The sequence below is a fragment of the Nocardia sp. SYP-A9097 genome, assembly GCF_009649815.1.
In the GTDB taxonomy this organism is placed as follows: domain Bacteria; phylum Actinomycetota; class Actinomycetes; order Mycobacteriales; family Mycobacteriaceae; genus Nocardia.
In genome coordinates this window covers 41,779-59,469 of the sequence record NZ_WJIC01000023.1, presented here as the reverse complement: position 1 = coordinate 59,469, position 17,691 = coordinate 41,779, and the positions used below count along the sequence as shown (strand labels likewise).

Annotated in this window: 15 protein-coding genes; 5 read left to right on the top strand and 10 right to left on the bottom strand. The window is 67.8% G+C overall.

Annotated features, from left to right (window positions below; genetic code table 11):
* Positions 1–9: 9 nt before the first annotated feature.
* On the bottom strand, positions 10–1,725 hold the full coding sequence (locus tag GFY24_RS31660) for an acyclic terpene utilization AtuA family protein (RefSeq protein WP_153808776.1): 1,716 nt from the start codon (positions 1,723–1,725) through the stop codon (positions 10–12).
* A gap of 150 nt (positions 1,726–1,875) precedes the next feature.
* On the opposite strand from GFY24_RS31660, the gene GFY24_RS41305 reads away from it, so the two are divergent.
* Positions 1,876–2,031 carry a hypothetical protein gene (locus GFY24_RS41305; RefSeq protein WP_194853096.1) on the top strand — a complete coding sequence of 52 codons (156 nt, stop codon included), beginning with the start codon at positions 1,876–1,878 and terminating at the stop codon, positions 2,029–2,031.
* On the opposite strand, the gene GFY24_RS31655 is transcribed toward GFY24_RS41305, so the two are convergent.
* The 6 genes from GFY24_RS31655 to thiO all read right to left on the bottom strand — a co-directional run bounded on the left by GFY24_RS31655 (position 2,032) and on the right by thiO (position 7,391).
* Positions 2,032–2,799: an adenylate/guanylate cyclase domain-containing protein gene (locus GFY24_RS31655; protein WP_228566838.1), complete on the bottom strand. Its 768-nt coding sequence runs from the start codon at positions 2,797–2,799 to the stop codon at positions 2,032–2,034. It abuts the gene before it with no gap.
* Positions 2,800–3,341: 542 nt separating this feature from the next.
* Positions 3,342–4,103, bottom strand: a complete 762-nt coding sequence (locus tag GFY24_RS31650; protein ID WP_153808775.1) for an ABC transporter permease — start codon at positions 4,101–4,103, stop codon at positions 3,342–3,344.
* Positions 4,103–5,047, bottom strand: coding sequence for an ABC transporter ATP-binding protein (locus GFY24_RS31645; RefSeq protein WP_153808774.1), 945 nt, complete (start codon positions 5,045–5,047; stop codon positions 4,103–4,105). Before GFY24_RS31645 ends, GFY24_RS31650 begins: the two co-directional genes overlap by 1 nt.
* Before the next feature lie 100 nt (positions 5,048–5,147).
* On the bottom strand, positions 5,148–5,912 hold the full coding sequence (locus GFY24_RS31640) for a thiazole synthase (RefSeq protein ID WP_309231581.1): 765 nt from the start codon (positions 5,910–5,912) through the stop codon (positions 5,148–5,150).
* The gene (thiS, locus tag GFY24_RS31635; RefSeq protein WP_153808773.1) at positions 5,905–6,117 is read right to left on the bottom strand and encodes a sulfur carrier protein ThiS; all 213 of its coding nucleotides are present in this window, start codon (positions 6,115–6,117) and stop codon (positions 5,905–5,907) included. The genes GFY24_RS31640 and thiS overlap by 8 nt, the downstream gene beginning before the upstream one ends.
* Entirely contained in the window at positions 6,114–7,391 is a 1,278-nt protein-coding gene (thiO, locus tag GFY24_RS31630) for a glycine oxidase ThiO (RefSeq protein WP_309231580.1), read from the bottom strand. The genes thiS and thiO overlap by 4 nt, the downstream gene beginning before the upstream one ends.
* Positions 7,392–7,658: 267 nt before the next feature.
* Here thiO and thiE point away from each other — a divergent pair, with 267 nt between their 5' ends.
* Positions 7,659–8,363: a thiamine phosphate synthase gene (gene thiE, locus GFY24_RS31625; RefSeq protein WP_309231579.1), complete on the top strand. Its 705-nt coding sequence runs from the start codon at positions 7,659–7,661 to the stop codon at positions 8,361–8,363.
* A 112-nt stretch (positions 8,364–8,475) separates the two neighbouring features.
* On the opposite strand, the gene GFY24_RS31620 is transcribed toward thiE, so the two are convergent.
* Entirely contained in the window at positions 8,476–9,141 is a 666-nt protein-coding gene (locus tag GFY24_RS31620; RefSeq protein ID WP_153808772.1) for an NUDIX domain-containing protein, read from the bottom strand.
* 133 nt (positions 9,142–9,274) lie between these two features.
* Between GFY24_RS31620 and GFY24_RS31615 the strand changes: the two genes are divergently transcribed.
* Genes GFY24_RS31615 through GFY24_RS31605 form a run of 3 tightly spaced genes read left to right on the top strand, consistent with a single transcriptional unit; the run spans position 9,275 to position 13,984 of the window.
* Complete coding sequence (locus GFY24_RS31615) at positions 9,275–10,606, top strand: hypothetical protein (protein WP_153808771.1); 1,332 nt, start codon at positions 9,275–9,277, stop codon at positions 10,604–10,606.
* Positions 10,603–11,628 carry a glutamate ABC transporter substrate-binding protein gene (locus tag GFY24_RS31610; protein WP_153808770.1) on the top strand — a complete coding sequence of 342 codons (1,026 nt, stop codon included), beginning with the start codon at positions 10,603–10,605 and terminating at the stop codon, positions 11,626–11,628. Before GFY24_RS31615 ends, GFY24_RS31610 begins: the two co-directional genes overlap by 4 nt.
* Positions 11,591–13,984 carry a tetratricopeptide repeat protein gene (locus GFY24_RS31605; RefSeq protein WP_375336128.1) on the top strand — a complete coding sequence of 798 codons (2,394 nt, stop codon included), beginning with the start codon at positions 11,591–11,593 and terminating at the stop codon, positions 13,982–13,984. Before GFY24_RS31610 ends, GFY24_RS31605 begins: the two co-directional genes overlap by 38 nt.
* A 363-nt stretch (positions 13,985–14,347) precedes the next feature.
* Here the strand turns inward: GFY24_RS31605 and GFY24_RS31600 are convergent, their stop codons facing one another.
* Positions 14,348–15,544: an acetate kinase gene (locus GFY24_RS31600; RefSeq protein ID WP_309231578.1), complete on the bottom strand. Its 1,197-nt coding sequence runs from the start codon at positions 15,542–15,544 to the stop codon at positions 14,348–14,350.
* Positions 15,541–17,622: a phosphate acetyltransferase gene (gene pta / locus GFY24_RS31595; protein WP_153808768.1), complete on the bottom strand. Its 2,082-nt coding sequence runs from the start codon at positions 17,620–17,622 to the stop codon at positions 15,541–15,543. Before pta ends, GFY24_RS31600 begins: the two co-directional genes overlap by 4 nt.
* Between the last annotated feature and the right edge of the window lie 69 nt (positions 17,623–17,691).

The window sequence follows — 17,691 nt, the reverse complement described above, 5'->3', positions numbered from 1 at the left end:
AGCCGGTACTCATGGCAGCAGCTCCACGGGGATTTCGATATGGCGAGCCCGGAGCCATTCCCCGAGCCCCTTGGCCTGCGGATCGAAACGGGCCTGATAGGCCACGCCCTCCCCGAGCAGACCCTCGACAACGAAATTGACGGCGCGCAACTTCGGCAGCACATGCCGGGTGATCGGCAGCTTCGCGGTCTCCGGCAGCAGCAGGCGCAACTCGTCGACGGTGAGCGCGTGTACCAGCCAGCGCCACTGCGCATCGGTGCGCACCCAGACGCCGATATTGGCATTACCGCCCTTGTCGCCGCTGCGCGCGAGAGCGATGGTTCCCAGCGGTACCCGCCGGGTCTCGCCCGGCGGAAGTGGTTGCGGGAGTTCGGGTTCGGCTACCTCGGCGAGTTCCAGGGTCTCCGCGGCGGGCGCTATATCGACGGTGCCGCCATCTGGCAGCACCGCGATATGCGGTACTTCCTTCGCATCCACGTATCCGGGTGTGAACACTCCGTACGGTCCGCCATTGCCGGGCGGGGAGGTCAGCGAGCAGCCCGCATAACTCGCGAGCGCCAATTCCACCGCCGCACTGGAGAAGCCGCGACCGACCTGGTTCGGGTCCGGATCGCGCACCACACAGCGCAGCAGCGCGCTGGCCTGCTCCTCGGTCTCGGCGTCCGGGCGGTCCAGCCGTACCAGGGTCCACTCCATTTCGGCCGGCCGCACCGGCAGCCACGCCTGCAACTGCCGTTGCGCCAGTTCGGCTTTCGCCTCGATATCCAGTCCGGTGAGAATGAACTCGATCTGATTACGGAAGCCGCCGATGGTGTTCAGCGAAACCTTGGTCCGCGACGGCGGCGCTTCACCGGTCACACCGCTGATGAGCACCCGATCCGGGCCGTCCTGGCTCAGTTCGATGCTGTCCAGGCGCGTGGTCACATCCGGTCCGGCGTAGCGCGCGCTCTGAATCTCGTACATGAGCTGCGCCTCGACCGTATCCACGGTGACCGCGCCGCCGGTGCCGACATGCTTGGTGATCACGGTGCTGCCGTCGCGGCGCACCTCCGCGATCGGGAAGCCGGGGCGGTTCAGATCGGCGATCTCGGTGAAGAAGGCGAAATTACCGCCGGTGGCCTGGGTACCGCATTCGATGACATGCCCCGCCACCACCGCGCCCGCGAGCGCGTCGTAATCGGTTCGGCCCCAGCCGAAGTGGGCGGCGGCCGGTCCGACCACCAGGGCGGCGTCGGTGACGCGACCGGTCACCACAATGTCCGCGCCCGCGGTCAAACACTCCGCGATACCCCAGGCGCCGAGGTAGGCATTGGCGGTGAGCGGCGACCCGAGCCCGAGCTCCGCCGCCCGCGGCAGCAGATCATCACCGGTCACATGGGCGATCTTCGGTGCGAGACCGAGCTTTTCGGCCACCTCGCCGACGCGCTGCGCCAGCCCGGCCGGATTCAGCCCGCCCGCGTTGACGACAATCCGCACGCCCTGGTCCAGGGCCAGTCCGAGATTGTTCTCCAGCTGTCGCACAAAGGTTTTGGCGTAGCCGAGGCCGGCGTCCTTCATGCGATCCCGGCCCAGGATCAGCATGGTGAGTTCGGCCAGATAGTCGCCGGTGAGCACATCGAGCTGCCCGCCCTCGAGCATCTCCCGCATGGCGCTCATCCGGTCCCCGTAGAAGCCGGAGCAGTTGCCGATCCGGAGGAGCTCCGGATCCTCGCCGAGCTGACTCATTACTGGGCCTCCCTGTGCACCGCGCGGCGCAGCACCATCGCTGCGGTCCGCTCAAGGGTCACATCGGGCCGGAAAAAAATCAAGCCTGCGTGCTTGTTAATTGCGTGACCGCTTGCGACGCCTCCGATCCGACCAGGCAAAATGGTCGACGTGTCCAAAGACGTCGCCATGATCGTGCTGCTGGCCCTGGCCGGATTCCTCTTCGGTGGGGCCTACTCGACCTGGAAGACCGCACGCCCGCTCGCCATCGCACTCGGCATTGCCGGAGTGCTGGCGGTAGCGGGCGCGATTCTGTATTTGATCTAGCTACTCCGCTTCGAGGCGGAAGATGCGCAGATCCTCCGGCACACCGCTGAGCGGGGCCGCGAAGAAGCTGCGCCGATAGGGCTTCACACCGAACCCCAACTCCTCGAGGGTCTCGGCGTCGAGCAAATCCAGGGTGGCCCCGGACAGCATGGTGTTGCCATTGCCGCCCGCCGCCATGACACGCGCGGCGATGGTGACATCGACACCCAGCCAGTCGCCGCCGATCTCGCGGGGCGTGCCGGTGTGCAGGCCCATCCGCATCTGCGGGCGGTACCCGTCGATATTCAGCGTGGTCAGATTCTCCTTGGCCGCCACCGCCGCTCGCACCGCGCGATCCGCGGACGGGAACACCGCCATGAGACCGTCGCCCATGCGCTTGATGACCTGCCCACCGCGATCGGCGATCGGCGGCTCGATGGCCTTGGCCACCCCGCGCAGCAATTCCAGGGTCCGTTCGTCACCGGCCGCGAGCGACCAGCTGGAGAACGCCACCAGATCGGTGAACATGATGGTGACGTCCTGCAGGCCGCGGCCCTTGCCGACCCGCTCCAGCATGGCCTGCCATACCTGAAGCGCGCCGAGGCCCAATTCACGTGCGGCACTGGGGGAATCGCCGACCAGCTTGTCCGCGGCACGGGCCACGGCCCGCGCGCCACCGGGCCCGGAGACCGAGAGCGGATCGCCGAAGGCCGGATCACCGGGCAGGTTCTCCCGGGCCTTGCGGACCAGGCCGATGAGATCGCCGCGCTGATTCGCGGCATTGACCAGTGCCGAGAGCTGCCCGCCGGGAAAGCGGCGGCGGTCGGGCACGGTATCGGTTTCATCGCGGGATTCGTCGACCAATTCGGTCGGGACCAGCGGGATTATGACGTCGGGGTCGATACGGGGCGCACGCGACTCGCGCGCACGGGCACCGTTCGCATCCCGCGACCGATTGCGATCGTTCCCCAATCCGCCCGAACGGGAGGCGTCGGATGCGCGCTCGCCGCCGTCGGAGGGTCGTTCGCTCACGCCCAGAGCGTATCTCAGGGCCTGATCTCCGGATGGATTGATGACTGCCACCTGACACCTTCCGATCGGTACGGGCGGCCACATCATTGGGCCCGCCGATGCATGAGTGCTTTGGTTGCTGGTCCGATGCTACAGATGACCAGTTCGGCTCGCCAGGCACTCCCGGGTGGAATTGACACATTTCACACAGAGTTTCCCGGGTGGTCCGAAACGACATCGGCCCGATACGGAGAACGTCCGTATCGGGCCGATATTCGCCGCCGTACCGGGCAGTGGCCGGCGGCATCCCCGGGCAGGGTCTATGCGTCGCGCTTATTGACTACGAACAGCGCGGCTCCGAAAACGATTCCGACGAACACCGCGAAGTACAGCAGGCTGCCCCACGGGCCCCAATGCCAGTTCGAACCGGCCGCGTCGGCCGAGGCCGAGTAGAAGTGGCCCGCGTTCGCGAACGGCATGAACGCGCCCACATTGCGGCCGAAGCTGCCGAATGCGCTCAGCAGCGACTCCAGCACGGTCGGCCACAGAATGATCAGCGAGATGGCCGCGGCGGTCTGCCGGACCAGCACGCCGACACCGACGGCGAGCACCACCGACAGGAAGGCGTAGATCGGGACGCCGTAGATGGCACGGGCATTGTCGGCATTGGTGAGCACCAGATCGGCGCCGCCCGCCGAACCGCTGATCAGCTTCGCCAGCACGAAAGCCAGCACGGTGAGCACGCCGATCAGGATCGCTCCGAACGCTCCGATCAGCAGGGCTTTGGTAAGCAGCACCCTATCCCGAGCGGGGGTTGCTAGAAATGTGCTGCGAATGGTCCCGAAGCGGTATTCACTCGTTACCGCCAGCGCCGACAAGATCATCAGCACCAGCACTCCGAAGCCGCTCACACCGCCGACGACGGTGGTCACATGCAAGGGCGGCGTATCCGCCTTCGGGGACCGATTGACCGCCGCGACCAGGGCCGCGAAGCCCAGACCCAGCAGCACGATAATTGCCGAGCACCACCACGGCGAGCGCGTCGAGGTGAGTTTGATTCGTTCCGCTGCGAGCACGCCCATCAGAGCGCCCCTCCCATCACCTGGTCGAAACCTTCGCCGTGGTACTCCACCGCACTACCGGTCATCTGCATGAACGCCTCCTCCAGCGAGGCACGCTGCGGCGACAGCTCGAAGAGCGTTATGTCATTGGCACCGGCCAACTTTCCGACCACATCGGAGGTGACACCGGCGACCACCAGGGCCGCGCCCTCGGCATCCGCACCATCCTCACGCACCGTCATACCGTTGGAGGTGAGCAGGCTGCGCAACTGGTCCAGCTGCGGACTGCGCACGCGCACAGACTGTTCCGAGGCCTTCTCGATGAAATCCTTTGTGGTGGTATCGGCCATGAGCTGACCGCGGCCGATCACGATGAGATGCTCTGCGGTCTGGGCCATTTCGGAGAGCAGGTGACTGGAGACCAGCACCGTGCGGCCCTCCGACGCCAGCCGCTGCATGAAACGGCGAATCCACAGAATGCCTTCGGGATCAAGGCCGTTCACCGGCTCGTCGAACAGCAGCACCTTCGGATCACCCAGCAGCGCGCCCGCCAGGCCGAGCCGCTGCGACATGCCGAGCGAGAATCCGCCCGCACTCTTATTGGCCACCTCGGCGAGGCCGACCAGGCGCAGCACCTCCTCCACGCGTGCCGCCGGAATGTCATTGGACGCCGCCAGCCAGCGCAAATGCGAACGCGCGGAACGATTCGGATGCACCCACTTGGCATCCAGCAGCGCGCCGACCTCGGTCAGCGGGCGCTTCAGATCGCGATACGGCCTGCCGTCGATGAGTGCGGTACCGGATGTCGGCTCATCCAACCCCAGGATCATCCGCATGGTGGTCGACTTACCCGCCCCATTCGGGCCGAGAAAGCCGGTTACCAACCCCGGACGCACCGTGAACGACAGATCCGACACCGCGACGGTCTGCCCGTAGTGTTTGGTCAGGCCCCTCAGTTCGATCATGCGGACCAGTCTTCCTCGAGAAGCCTCGACACACTATCGACCGGAGGTCGCGCGGCCCGTACCCCGCGAGGATGAGTCAACCCCCAAGGGGCACCCCGACTCAGAGATCAGGGGAGGAAGCCTGCGCCCAGAAACGCTTGGGAATACGGCCCGCTTCCCGGGCCAGCCAACCGGCCTGGACGGCATCGGCCATGGCGGTGGCCATGAGCGCGGGCCGACGGGCACGGGTCACGGCGGTGGCGAGCAGGACGGCGGAGCAGCCGAGCTCCATGGCCAGGGCCGCGTCACTGGCGGTGCCGATACCCGCGTCGAGGATGACCGGGACTCCCGCCGCGGCGACGATCATCTCGATATTGTGCGGATTGCCGATACCCAGACCGGTGCCGATGGGCGAACCCAGCGGCATGACCGCGGCACAGCCGATGTCCTCGAGACGGCGCGCCAGCACCGGATCATCGGTGGTGTACGGCAGCACCGTGAAACCGTCGTCCACCAATTGCTCTGCGGCGCTGACCAATTCGATCGCATCGGGGAGCAGGGTGCGCTCGTCGGCGATGACTTCCAGCTTCACCCAATCGGTTTCGAGCGCCTCGCGGCCCAGCTGCGCGGTGAGCACGGCCTCGGCGGCGGTACGGCAACCGGCGGTATTGGGCAGCGGGGCGATCTCCAAGCGCTTCAACAGATCCAGCACACCGGTACCACCCGCGACATCCACCCGCCGCATGGCGACCGTGGTCAGCTCGGTGCCCGAGGCGATCAGCGCCTCCTCCAGCACGGCCAGATTGTCCGCGCCGCCGGTGCCCATGATCAGCCGCGACGCGAAGCTACGGCCCGCGATAACCAGCGGATCGACCCCGCTAGCCACCCTGCACCGCCGTCAGCACCTCGAGCTCCCAACCCCGCCCGACCAGCTCATCCCAGCGCGACTTCGGGAACAGCGCACCATCCACCGCCACCGCCACACCCTGACACGGCAGATTCAACTGCTCCAGCACCTGACGCACCGTCGGCGCCTCGGCGAATTCATGGTCCTCACCATTCACGGTGATACCGACCGGAACTGCGGTCATCGGGCTCCTCCTGGGGAAAACGGCGTGGCGGAAGCACGCCGGCGATAGTTGGCGGACAAGGCACGCTCCTCGGCAGCGGTAGCGGGGCGGGGACCCTTCGGTTTCGGTTCGAAGCGATCCGGCGCGGCGGCGCGCGCCTCGGGGAGCTGGGTATCGGCGAGCAACGCCAGTACGGCGTCCGCGGTGACCGGAGTGCAGAGAATTCCATTGCGGCCGTGACCGGTCGCGGCGATCACCCGATCGTCCACATAGCCGATGAGTGGCAGGTTGTCCGGCGTTCCCGGCCTGGAACCCGCTGCGGCCTCGGCGAATTCGTATTCGCCGATACCCGGCAGAATTGTCTCGGCATCGGTGATCAGATCGCGGACCCCGGCGACGGTCACCGCGGTATCGAAGCCCTGCTCGTATTGGGTTGCGCCCAAGACGATCCCGTCATTACGGGGCACCAGATAGATGGGACGGCCGTGCACCCGCCCGCGGATCACGCCCTGAGGCGGGGCAGGCGCGCTGGGGCGGCGGCGCAGCCGAAGGATCTCGCCTTTCACCGGGCGCACCGGGAGCGCGGGCCACAGCTGTGCGGCAGCGGCACCGGCGGCCACCACAATTCGATCGTGCGGCAATTCATGTAGCAGCCGCGAGTGCGACTCGCTGTGGGCCGCACCATGATTCGCGATCGGTTCGCCGGCGTTCTCCGGCGAATACTCCGAAACCACCTGTTCGGCAATGAATTCCACGCCGACGGCGGCGCAGGCCGCGCGCAGGGCGGAAACCAGGGCGCGATTGTCGACCGCGGGTTCGGAGGCGGCCAACAGCCCGGCTCGAACAGCGCGGGCCAGACCCGGCTCAGCCGCACGGACACCCGCGCGATCGAGCAGCCGCAAGTGCCGATCCGCGGCTCCGCACCCGGGATCACCCGGCAGGGCGGGGAGGTCGTGGGCATTCACCCAATCGGCGATGGTGCGCAGATCCACGACGTCGGCCGCGTCCAGCGCGACGGTGAGAGTGCGGTTGGCGGTGAAGAGCTCGGCACCGGTCCGGGCTTGCAGACGAGCCGCGAAGTCCGGCCAGCGCGTCAGCGAGGCCGCGCCGAACTCGAGTGCGTCATCCTCCCCCGGCCAGCCCTCCGACAGCGGTGCCAGCATTCCGCCCGCCACCCACGAGGCACCCGACCCGCTCGCCGGATCGAACAGCGTGACCGTCCAGCCTTCCTCTGCGGCACGCCACGCCACCGAAAGCCCGATCACACCGCCGCCCACGACGGCCAGAGTCCGCACCGTTTCCACCTCGCACTACTCTCATCGCGCTGCTCGCCGCGGCGCGGGTCGATCTCATTGTGCCGCCGTCCACAGCACGGGTCACGGCCTCGGCGCCCGTCTCCCACCTGTCACGTGGCACGACGCGGACTTGCCGGAGCTGGCGCGGGTCGCGTGGCCGAGGCCGAGGCCGGCACACCATGGTCTGCGGGGCCGCGGATCGGGTGTGGCGGAAAATCACCGCACCGCCCGTTTCGTCCCAACGGTAGCGCGACTAGCGTCGGGGGCGTGCAGCCCTCCCACCCGAACCGGCCCGCCACACCGCGCGAGCGCCTGGCCGACGCGCGCCTGTACCTGTGCACGGACGCGCGCCGGGACAAGGGCGACCTCGTTGCCTTCGCCGACGCCGCCCTGGCCGGGGGCGTCGACATCATCCAGTTGCGAGACAAGGGGTCGCCCGGGGAGAAGGAGTTCGGGCCGCTCGAAGCCAAGGCCGAACTCGGGGTGCTGGCCGAATTGAAGGCCGCCGCGCGCAGGCACGGGGCCTTGGTGTCCTGCAATGATCGCGCCGATATCGGGTTGGCGGCCGGGGTCGACGTGCTGCATCTGGGCCAGGGCGACCTACCGCCCTGGTACGCCCGCAAGATCCTCGGACCCGATGTGGTGATCGGGCGCTCCACCCACAATCGCGCGCAGGCCGGGCTGGCCGCCATCGATGAACACATCGATTACTTCTGCACCGGGCCCGTCTACGCCACGCCGACGAAGCCGGGCCGGCAGGCCGCCGGTCTGGAGCTGGTCCGCTCCACCGCCGAATCGCACACCGCCCGACCCTGGTTCGCCATCGGCGGCATCGACGACCAGCGCCTGCCCGAGGTGCTCGCGGCCGGTGCGACTCGAATCGTGGTGGTACGAGCCATAACCGAGGCCCGCGACCCCGAATCCGCGGCCCGCGCACTCAAACAGCGCGTCTTGGACAACCTCGCCAACTGAGCGGCGTTGCCGCGGGCGGCCTGCGCACACTTGCCGGGATTTCCTCAACGGCGAGGCGGACTCGGTTGTCCTTGCGTTGCACCACTTCTCGCGGAACACCGGGCGTGATGGCTCAGGACAACACCTGAGCCAGGGTGAGGTACAACACATTTCCGGCCACATCGAGGGTCTGTTCGGCCGCCCCGATGCGGGCGTCGCGCACATCCCCATTGCCGCCCGAGCGCAGCCACAGGAACTCCGCGCCGGCCAGTTCCAGGGTGCGTGGCAATGCCGCCGCCACTGTCTCCGGATCGTCGAGGCCGTCCAGGCTGACCCGGGCCGGGGTGGCACGCAGCAGTGGCCAGGCGGCGGCGAAACCGGGGTGCAGCGGGCGGGCGTCCACCTCCGATTCGGGTACCCAGGCCAGTTCGGTGCTCTCCAGATTTCCCTGGGTGCGCAGCTGGGTGACGGCGTCGGCGATGACCGTGGTGTACGTCCAGCCGCTGGCCGCGGTGGCCGTCACCCGTTCGGCCCGCACCCGGATGGATCCGGCGGTGATACCCGCCTCCTCCTCGGCCTCGCGGACGGCGGCATGCACGCTGGTCTCGTGCGAATCGCGGGCGCCACCGGGCAGTGCCCAGGTGCCGCCCTGATGACTCCAGGCGGAGCGATGCTGCAGCAGCACCGCCGACCCGCCATCGGCGAGCGGAGCGCGCAGCAACAGTCCGGCAGCTCCGAAACGACCCCACTGACGGGTGCCATCCGGACTTTCCGCCCAGCCGTCACCGTCACCACGCATACTTTCGATCCCATCCTCGGGCCACGCCGCACAGACACCCGGGTGTTCCCGCGTCACGGCACAGGTACGTCCACAATAAGCTCATTCGACATCAACAAGTCGATCGTTCGGTTTCGGTCAGTGGGAGGTGAACGTGGTTCGCACCGAGCAGTTGCGGCTGGACGAGCTGTCCCCTCGTGCTGCCGCCGCGGCGGTGCGGGAACGGCTGTCGAGCACCGATATGCGGCTGTTCGCGCACTCCTCACCGGCCAAGTTGATCGCGGTGGGACTGGTATTGCTGGGAATGTGCCTGGCCGCGGGCGTGGTCACCGCGACCGCGGTGAACAATCGGCAGCACGCGTTGGACGTACTTTTGGATCAGGCCGAGCCGGACGCGTATTCGGCGCAGCGGCTGTACACCGCGCTGTCGGTGGCCGACGCCTCGGCGGGCACCGCGTTCATCTCCGGCGGGCTGGAGCCCAAGGCCGTGCGCGACCGCTACAACCAGGCGGTCGGCGAGGCGGCCGCGGAACTGGTGACGCAGTCCAATCGCAGTGGCGGAGACGCGGATACGCATCTGCGCACCGGCATCTCCACCGGACTGCCGGTCTACTGCGGCATCGTGGAGACCGCGCGGGCGAACAATCGCAGCGGGCTACCGGTGGGGGCGGCCTATCTCAGCGAGGCGTCCAACCTCATGCAGGGCACCATGCTGCCGATGGCACAGGAGTTGCAGGAGCATCGCTCGGCGGCCATCACCGCCACCCAGCGCAATCATGTGCGGCCGCCGTGGCCCGCCATCGTGACACCGCTGCTGGCGGTGGCGGCGCTGGTCGGGGCGCAATTGTTCCTGTCCCGGCGCTGGCATCGGGTACTCAATCCCGGACTGCTGCTGGCCACCGGAACCATGGTGGTGCTGCTCGGCTGGACCGTGATCGCCGGATTCATCTCCGCGGTCGATACCACCGACTCCCGCGACAGCGGCAGCATCCCCACCTCGGCGCTGACCGAGAGCCGCATTCTCGCCCAGCAGGCCCGCACCGCCGAGACCCTGAAACTGGTGCGGCGCGACACCAGTACCGAATACGACAACACCTATGACAAGGCCACCGCCCGGTTGCGCGATATCTTCGCCGGCTACGACCAGGACGGGCCGGGCGCGGGCGAGGTGAAGACCGCGAGCTCGGCATTGGATCGCTGGCGGGCCGCCCATCAGCGGATGAACGACGCACTCTCCAAGGGCGACTTCATCGGCGCGGCCGCGGTCGCCACCGGACCGGGCGCGAACGAGGCCACCGCCCAGGTCGACGCCCTCGACCGCGCGCTCGGCGAGGGCATTACCGATACCCGGAACGAATTGCGCGGCAACACTTCCCACGCCGCCCGCACCCTCGACCTGCTCGCACCGGGCGCACTGGTGCTGAGCACCGCGGCGGCCGTCCTGGTGGCGGCGGGCCTGTGGCCGCGACTACGGGAGTACCGATGAATCACAGAACCGGCTATCCAGGCAAAGCCCTACGGCGCGAGCCGCATTCGACCCGGCGAATCGCCGGTGTCGCCTCGGCCGTACTCGCGGTGGCGCTCGCCGCCGGATGCGCCGACGGGGGTGCGCCCGCACCGCAGTCGACGCGGGTGCCGAGCTATGTCGAACCGCCGCTGCCGTCGGGAGCCGTTGCGGCACAAGCCAATGCTCCGCTGCCGCCCGCCGCCGTGAACTGCGGGGATCCCACCGCGAGCCTGCGGCCGAGCGGGGCGGGGCGGACACCGAATATCGATGCCATCCGGGCACGCGGCCGACTACTCGTCGGCTTGGATACCGGCAGTAATCTGTTCAGCTTCCGCGATTCGACCACCGGGGCGCTCGCCGGATTCGATGTGGAGATCGCCCGGGAATTGGCGCGGGATCTGCTCGGCAATCCGGATCTCATCGAATACCGGATCCTCGGCTCGGCGGACCGCGAGAAGGCCTTGCAGGAGCACACCGTGGATGTCGTGGTGAAGACCATGACCATCACTTGTGAACGGCGGCAACGGGTTACCTTCTCCACCTCGTACCTGCAGGCGCATCAGCGGGTACTGACCGTGCACAACTCCGGGATCTCCGGGCTCACCGATCTGGCGGGTAAACGGGTATGCGTGGTGCGTGGCACCACCTCACTGGATCTGGTCCGCACCCAGCAGCCCGCCGTCTCCATTCTCACCGTGCCCAGCTGGGCCGATTGTCTGGTGGTGCTGCAGCAGCGTCAGGTCGATGCCGCCAGCACCGATGACACCGTGCTGGCGGGTCTGGCGGTACAGGACCCGGCGACCGAGGTGGTCGGGCCGGATCTGAGCACCGAGCAGTACGGCATCGGCATCTCACAGGGCTCGGATGATCTGGTGCGCTTCGTCAACGGCACCCTGGAGCGCATTCGCACCGACGGCACCTGGTACCGCCTCTACCACCGCTGGCTGGCCGCCGAACTCGGCGATGCCGCGGTCCCGCCGCAGCCCAGGTACCAGGACTGAGATGACCGCACCCGAGGAACCGGACGCCACCCGCGCCACCGAGCGGGTAGCCGACGACGGGCCGCAGACCCAGGCCACCGAACGCTTCGGCGAGGGACCGGCGACGCGGGCGACCGAACATATCGCGGCCACCTCCGCTACGCCTGGGCCGCAGGAGGTTTCGCGCACCGAGGGTGAGGTGCGCACGCCCACCAGGCCGTCGCAGCGGACCGCGCGCATGTCGCGACCGCGACCGGTGGTGCGGCGGCTCGGCGCGGGACTGGTGCCGATTCCCGCGGTGGAGCCGGTCGATCCGGAGGCGGAGGTGCTCCCCGATCCGATGGTGGCGGAGGGGCGACGGTTCTGCTGGCGCTGCGGCAAGCCGGTCGGACGGGCCACCGCGGCGCATGCGGCGACCACGGCGGGAACGTGTGAAATCTGCGGTGCGCCATACGATTTCCGTCCCTCCCTGCATCAGGGCGATCGGGTGGCGGGGCAGTACGAGATCCAGGGCTGTATCGCGCACGGCGGGCTGGGCTGGATCTACCTCGCCATCGACCGCAATGTGAGCGACCGCTGGGTGGTGCTCAAGGGCCTGTTGCACGCCGGTGACGCCGAGGCGCAGGCGGTGGCCGTGGCCGAACGGCAATTCCTGGCCGAGGTGGCGCACCCGAGCATTGTCAAGATCCACAATTTCGTGGAGCATCCGGACGCGCACGGCTCCCCCATCGGCTACATCGTCATGGAGTACGTCGGCGGTCATTCGCTGCGTGATCTGCTCGAACAGCATGTGCGACCCGAGCGTATGCCGATCGCCGAGGCCATCGCCTATGTGCTGGAAATCCTTCCGGCACTGGACTATCTGCACTCGGTGGGGCTGGCGTACAACGATCTCAAGCCGGACAACATCATGGTCACCACGGACCGGGTGGAACTCATCGACCTGGGTGCGACCGCACCGTTCGAAGCCTACGGAAACCTGTACGGCACCAGGGGTTTCCAGGCTCCCGAGATTCCACAGACCGGACCCACCGTCGCCTCGGACATCTATACGGTCGGCCGTACCCTGGCCGTACTGATCCTGAACCTGCCCATGGAGAAGGGCGCGTACGTCGAAGGCATTCCGGCGGCGCGGGATCAGCCGGTGCTGGAGCGGCACGAGTTCTTCCACCGGCTGCTGTTGCGCGCCACCGATCCGGACCCGAACCGCCGCTTCACCTCGGCGCGGCTGCTCGGCGGTCAGCTCACCGGTGTGCTGCGCGAGATCCTCGCGGTCGAGACCGGTAACGAACATCCGCAGCTGTCAGCGCTTTTCAGCCCGCCGCGCACCAGCTTCGGCACCGAGGAGTTCGTGGCGCAGACCGACGGCCTGGTCGACGGCGTCGATCGCAGTACCCTGCTGAGTCCACGCGATGTGGTGGCCGCGCTACCGGTACCGCTGGTCGATCCGACCGATCCGTCCGCGCCACTGCTGGCCGGTTCGGCGCACCCCGAGGCCCGGCACGCCCTCGACGAACTACGGCACGGCCGGCAGCGGGCCGCGGCCGAACCCGGCGGCGCACCTGAGACTTTCGAGCTGGAGGTCACCCTCGCCGAGGCCCGCGCCCACCTGGATCTGGAGGAACCGGCCGCCGCCCGCATGCTGCTGCGCCGCCTCACCGACACCGGCGAACCACCCTCCGAGGACTGGCGCACGGACTGGTATCTCGGCATGGCCGAACTGCTGGACCAGGATTACGAACGCGCCTTCGCCCGCTTCGACGCCGTCCTGCAGGCCATCCCGGGCGAGATCGCACCCAAGCTCGCCCTCGCCGCGACCGCGGAACTGATTCTGCAGCACTGGGATTCACCGGATCCCGAGGAGTGGCGGGCGTACGCCGAGAAGTACTACGCCACCGTCTGGCGCACCGACCGCGGCGTGGTCAGCACCGCCTTCGGCCTGGCCCGCCAACTCGCCGCCGCCGGGCGCACCACGGCCGCGGTGGACGCGCTCGACGAGGTGCCGCCCGCCTCCCGGCACTACTCCGAGGCCCGCATGACCGCGGTGCTGATGCTGTTGACCAGCGCTCCGGTGGCCGAACTCGACGAATCCACCCTGCATTTGGCCGCGGCGCGGGTGCAGGCCCTGCCGCCCGGCGAGAGTCGCACCGCGCAGCTGCGCGTCCTGGTATCGGGCACCGCGCTGGGCTGGTTGCAGGCGGGCCACACACCGAAAACCGGTGACGCCAAGATATTCGGCGGCCCATTCGGCGAACGCGAGCTGCGGCGCGGTATCGAGAGCGGCCTGCGCGGCCTGGCCCGCTCGGCCCCCGGCCGCACGCATCGCTACGCCCTGATCGATCTCGCCAACGCGGTCCGCGCCAAATCCTGGTTCTAGAGCAAACATCAGGAAGTCACTGCCTGGACAGCGCCGCGTAAGTTCGCGGCCGTCCCGTTTCTGGACTGAGTGGAGCGGGGGAGCGCAGCGGAGGAGCGGAGGGAGGGAAGAAATGGGACCTCGAGGCCGCGAACCCGCCCGCAGCGCAGCGGAGGGCAGCGGAGGGCAAATGACCCGGCCCCGTGTCGCAGCTGAGTAACCCTTCGGGGGCAGCCGAGAAGTCGCAGGAACTGACGAGGGAGGGTCAGTACCTACCGCAGCTGTGCGTATGCGACACGGGTTCCGGGGCTCCATTCGGGAGTGGATCCGAGTACCACTCTGTCAGGGCGATCGTGACGTTTTCGTGAAGCGCCGCGGCGCGGCTCATCCCACCAATCGGGCAGCCGCGCGAGCGATCGCGAGCTCCTCGTTGGTCGGCACCACCAGCACCGCGACCTCCGCGCCCTCCGGCGAGATGTACCGGGCGGAGCGGTCTTTCGCGGTATTGCGGGCCGGGTCCACCCGAATGCCGAAGCGCTCCAACTCGGCCAGGGCCGCCGCGCGGACCTTGGCGTCGTTCTCGCCCACACCGGCGGTGAAGGTGATGGCGTCCACCCGGCCCAGCTCCACCAGGTATGCGCCGATATAGCGGCGCAGGCGGTGAATGTAGACGTCGAACGCGAGTTGCGCTGCGGCGTCACCGGTTTCGATGAGGCGGCCCAGTTCGCGGAAGTCGTTCACCCCGGACAGGCCCTTGATACCGGACTGCCGGTTGAGCAGGGCGTCCACCTCATCCACATTCATATCCGCGGTGCGGATCAGGTGGAAGATGATCCCGGGATCGAGATCCCCGGAGCGGGTTCCCATGACCAGACCCTCGAGCGGAGTCAGGCCCATGGTGGTATCCACCGCCTTACCGCCGCGAATGGCGGAGGCGGACGCGCCGTTACCCAGGTGCAGCACAATCTGATTCAGTTCGGCACGGTCCCGGCCGAGGAATTCGGCGACCTGCCCGGAGACGTACTCGTGCGAGGTGCCATGGAAGCCGTACCGCCGCACCCCGTACGCGGCAGCCACTTTCGCGTCGATGGCGTAGGTCTTGGCGGCGGCGGGCAGACCATGGAAGAAGGCAGTGTCGAACACCGCCACCTGTGGTACCTCGGGGAGCAGTTTGCGGGCACTCTCGATACCCACCACATTGGCCGGATTGTGCAGTGGCGCGAGCGCGGACAGGCGCGAGATGGCCTCGACCACCTCATCGGTGACGAGCGTCGGCTCGTAGAACACCTCACCACCGTGCACCACCCGGTGCCCGACCGCGCGCAAACCCGCATCGGCCAGGTCGTGCCCGCTCTCGGCGAAGATATCGAAGACCAGGCGCAAGCCTTCGGCATGATCGGGCACCTCGCCGTGGTGCTCGAAAGTCTTTCCGTCACTCTGATGTTCGATGGTGGGCGAGCCCTCGGCGACGGGTTCGCCGATGCGCTGCACAATTCCGGCGGCTACCACCTCCGCCGAATCCGGGTCCAGCAGTTGATATTTGATGGACGAGGACCCGGAGTTGATCACCAGGACCTTCACTTCGCCTCCTGCTGCGCCTGAATGGCGGTGATGGCAACGGTATTCACGATGTCGGCGACCAGTGCGCCACGCGAGAGGTCGTTCACCGGCTTGCGCAGACCTTGCAGCACCGGGCCGATGGCGACCGCACCGGCGCTGCGCTGCACGGCTTTATAGGTGTTGTTGCCGGTATTGAGGTCCGGGAAGATGAAGACCGTCGCCTGCCCGGCCACCGCCGAATCCGGCAGTTTGGTGCGCGCGACCGTGGGTTCGATGGCGGCGTCGTACTGGATCGGACCCTCCACCAGCAGTTCCGGTTCCCGCTCGTGCACGAGTTTGGTTGCGGTGCGCACCTTTTCGACATCCGCGCCGGAGCCGGATTCACCGGTCGAGTACGACAGCATGGCCACCCGGGGGTCGATACCGAATTGCGCCGCGGTCAGCGCGGACGAGATCGCGATATCGGCCAGCTGATCCGAGGTCGGATCGGGCACCACCGCACAGTCGCCGTAGGCCAGCACCCGGTCCGCCAGGCACATGAGGAATACGCTGGACACGGTGGATACGCCCGGCATGGTTTTGATGATCTCGAACGAGGGCCGGATGGTGTGCGCGGTGGTGTGCGCGGCACCCGACACCATGCCGTCGGCGACACCCATATGCACCATCATGGTGCCGAAATACGATATGTCACCGAGGTATTCGCGAGCGCGGTCCACCGTCATGCCCTTGTGGGCGCGCAGGCGGGCGTACTCCTGCGCGAATTCGTCGCGCAGCGGACAGGTCTTGGGATCCAGTACCTCGGCGGCATCGATATCCACCCCGAGTTCGGCGGCGCGGCCACGCACCGCCGTCTCGTCACCGAGGATGGTGAGATCGGCGATCTTGCGCTGCAATACGCGTCCGGCGGCGCGCAGAATACGGTCGTCATCACCCTCGGGGAGGACGATGCGCTTGCGGTCCGCGCGGGCGCGTTCGATCAGCTGATACTCGAACATCTGCGGGGTCACGATATTCGGGATGGGAATCTCGATCTGCTGCAACAACTCTCGTGCGTCCACTCGCTCCTCCATGAGCGCGAGCGCGGTATCCACCTTGCGAATACTGGACAGCGATACCCGGCCGCGGGTACGGGCGGCGGCCTTGGCGGTGGCGAAGGTGCCCAGGCTGGTCGACAGGATCGGCAGTTTCGGTTTCAGTCCCGCCATCAGGCGCGCGATGGACGGGGCGGGCTGCATATCACCGTTCATGATGATACCCGCGAGTGACGGAAAGCCTTCCGCCTCATGGGCATTCACCAGGGCGAGGAGCACGTCCGAACGGTCACCGGGCGTAATGACGGCGACGCCGTCGGTGAGTCGCTCCAGAATGTGCTCGGTCGTCATACCGCCGATAATCACGTCGAGGGCTTCGCGCTGCAGCAATTCCGGGTCGCCACTGTAGATTTCGCCGCCGATGGCATGACACAGCTCGTCCATGGTGGGGGCCTGCAGCAGCGGCACCTCGGGCAGCGTCCAGGTCGGCACCGCCGCGACGCGCGCCAGGGCTGCGGAATCCGCGTCCAACTGGTCCGGATCGCAGCGGTTGGCGATCACCGCGACCAGTTTGGCGTGCTCGGCGACCAGTTCGGTCCGGCACAGCTCCACCAATTGCGCCAATTCCGCGGGCGTGCGCTCGGATCCGCGCACCACCAGCAGTACCGGCGCACCGAGATTCACCGCGATACGGGCATTGAAGCGCAGTTCGCTGGGGCTGGCGACATCGGTGTAGTCACTGCCCAGAATGAGCACGGCATCGCACTGTGCGGCCATGGCGTGATAGCGCATGACGATCTCGCTGATCGCGCTGTCCGGGTCCGCGTGCACCTGTTCGTAGGTGACACCGATGGATTGGTCGTAATCGTCGTCGGCGGTGGAGTGTTCGAGCAGCAGTTCGAGAATGTAGTCCCGCTCGGTCGCGGAGCGGGTGATGGGCCGGAACACACCGACCCGCGGCGTGGTCGCCGCCAGCGCCTGCAGCACGCCGAGCGCCACGGTCGACTTGCCGGTGTCACCCTCGGGCGACGCGATGTACACACTGGAAACCGGTGAGGCAGCCATAGTCCGAGAGCCTACTGTGCCCGATTTGCCCTACGCTTCGCTCCGGGCGGGTTCGCGGCCCAGGGAGTC

Excerpts from the sequence above, each read along its gene's own strand:
- GFY24_RS31645 (WP_153808774.1), bottom strand. The coding sequence starts at position 5,047 with ATGATCGAACTGAGGGGCCTGACCAAACACTACGGGCAGACCGTCGCG.
- thiS (WP_153808773.1), bottom strand. The coding sequence starts at position 6,117 with ATGACCGCAGTTCCGGTCGGTATCACCGTGAATGGTGAGGACCATGAA.
- GFY24_RS31620 (WP_153808772.1), bottom strand. The coding sequence starts at position 9,141 with ATGCGTGGTGACGGTGACGGCTGGGCGGAAAGTCCGGATGGCACCCGT.
- GFY24_RS31605 (WP_375336128.1), top strand. The coding sequence starts at position 11,591 with ATGCCGCGGTCCCGCCGCAGCCCAGGTACCAGGACTGAGATGACCGCA.
- GFY24_RS31650 (WP_153808775.1), bottom strand. The coding sequence starts at position 4,103 with ATGGGCGTGCTCGCAGCGGAACGAATCAAACTCACCTCGACGCGCTCG.
- GFY24_RS31660 (WP_153808776.1), bottom strand. The coding sequence starts at position 1,725 with ATGAGTCAGCTCGGCGAGGATCCGGAGCTCCTCCGGATCGGCAACTGC.
- pta (WP_153808768.1), bottom strand. The coding sequence starts at position 17,622 with ATGGCTGCCTCACCGGTTTCCAGTGTGTACATCGCGTCGCCCGAGGGT.
- GFY24_RS31610 (WP_153808770.1), top strand. The coding sequence starts at position 10,603 with ATGAATCACAGAACCGGCTATCCAGGCAAAGCCCTACGGCGCGAGCCG.